The sequence below is a fragment of the Terrimonas alba genome (genome assembly GCF_042434975.1).
Lineage (GTDB): Bacteria > Bacteroidota > Bacteroidia > Chitinophagales > Chitinophagaceae > Terrimonas_B > Terrimonas_B alba.
In genome coordinates this window covers 1-2,162 of sequence record NZ_JBHMQM010000021.1, presented here as the reverse complement: position 1 = coordinate 2,162, position 2,162 = coordinate 1, and the positions used below count along the sequence as shown (strand labels likewise).

The window sequence follows — 2,162 nt, the reverse complement described above, 5'->3', positions numbered from 1 at the left end:
GTAATGGACTGGCCGTTCCAGCTATATGGTAATGCAGCAGGACAGAGTGTAACAGTCTCTTCACCGGTTACTGCAGGGTTGATTACTAAATGCAGCGTAGCAATGGAATCACAACCATTGGCGGCAGTAAGCGTTGCCGTATAATCACCGGCATCGGTAATGGACTGGCCGTTCCAGCTATATGGTAATGCAGCAGGACAAAGTGTAACAGTTTCTTCACCGGTTACTGCAGGATTGATTACTAAATGCAATGTCGCAACCGAGTCACAACCATTGGCGGCAGTAAGCGTTGCCGTATAATCACCGGCATCGGTAATGGACTGGCCGTTCCAGCTATATGGTAATGCAGCAGGACAGAGTGTAACAGTTTCTTCACCGGTTACTGCTGGATTGATTACTAAATGCAATGTCGCAACCGAGTCACAACCATTAGCTGCAGTGAGTGTTGCCGTATAATCACCGGCATCGGTAATGGACTGGCCGTTCCAGCTATATGGTAATGCAGCAGGACAGAGTGTAACAGTTTCTTCACCGGTCACTGCTGGGTTAATTACTAAATGCAATGTCGCAACCGAGTCACAACCATTAGCGGCAGTGAGTGTAGCCGTATAATCACCGGCATCGGTAATGGACTGACCGTTCCAGCTATATGGTAATGCAGCAGGACAAAGTGTAACCGTTTCTTCACCGGTTACTGCTGGATTGATTACTAAATGCAATGTCGCAACCGAGTCACAACCATTGGCAGCAGTAAGCGTTGCCGTATAATCACCGGCATCGGTAATGGATTGACCGTTCCAGCTATATGGTAATGCAGCAGGACAGAGTGTAACCGTTTCTTCACCGGTTACTGCAGGATTGATTACTAAATGCAGCGTAGCAATGGAATCACAACCATTGGCGGCAGTAAGCGTTGCCGTATAATCACCGGCATCGGTAATGGACTGGCCGTTCCAGCTATATGGTAATGCAGCAGGACAAAGTGTAACCGTTTCTTCACCGGTTACTGCAGGATTGATTACTAAATGCAATGTCGCAACCGAGTCACAACCATTGGCAGCAGTAAGCGTTGCCGTATAATCACCGGCATCGGTAATGGATTGACCGTTCCAGCTATATGGTAATGCAGCAGGACAGAGTGTAACCGTTTCTTCACCGGTTACTGCAGGATTGATCACCAGGTGTAATGTGGCAATCGAATCACAACCATTGGCGGCAGTAAGCGTTGCCGTATAATCACCGGCATCGGTAATGGACTGGCCGTTCCAGCTATATGGTAATGCAGCAGGACAAAGTGTAACAGTTTCTTCACCGGTTACTGCTGGATTGATTACTAAATGCAATGTCGCAACCGAGTCACAACCATTAGCGGCAGTGAGTGTAGCCGTATAATCACCGGCATCGGTAATGGATTGACCGTTCCAGCTATATGGTAATGCAGCAGGACAGAGTGTAACAGTTTCTTCACCGGTTACTGCTGGATTGATTACTAAATGCAGCGTAGCAATGGAATCACAACCATTGGCAGCAGTAAGCGTTGCCGTATAATCACCGGCATCGGTAATGGACTGGCCGTTCCAGCTATATGGTAATGCAGCAGGACAAAGTGTAACAGTTTCTTCACCGGTTACTGCTGGATTGATTACTAAATGCAATGTCGCAACCGAGTCACAACCATTAGCGGCAGTGAGTGTAGCCGTATAATCACCGGCATCGGTAATGGACTGGCCGTTCCAGCTATATGGTAATGCAGCAGGACAGAGTGTAACAGTCTCTTCACCGGTTACTGCAGGATTGATCACCAGGTGTAATGTGGCAATCGAATCACAACCATTGGCGGCAGTAAGCGTTGCCGTATAATCACCGGCATCGGTAATGGACTGGCCGTTCCAGCTATATGGTAATGCAGCAGGACAGAGTGTAACAGTCTCTTCACCGGTTACTGCAGGATTGATTACTAAATGCAGCGTAGCAATGGAATCACAACCATTGGCGGCAGTAAGCGTTGCCGTATAATCACCGGCATCGGTAATGGACTGGCCGTTCCAGCTATATGGTAATGCAGCAGGACAAAGTGTAACAGTTTCTTCACCGGTTACTGCTGGATTGATTACTAAATGCAATGTCGCAACCGAGTCACAACCATTAGCGGCAGTGAGTGT

1 protein-coding gene is annotated in these 2,162 nt (G+C 48.0%); it reads right to left on the bottom strand.

Annotation, left to right across the window (positions count from 1 at the left end):
* On the bottom strand, positions 1-2,162 hold a 2,162-nt coding region (locus ACFEL9_RS25985), incomplete at both ends, for a hypothetical protein (protein ID WP_385896297.1).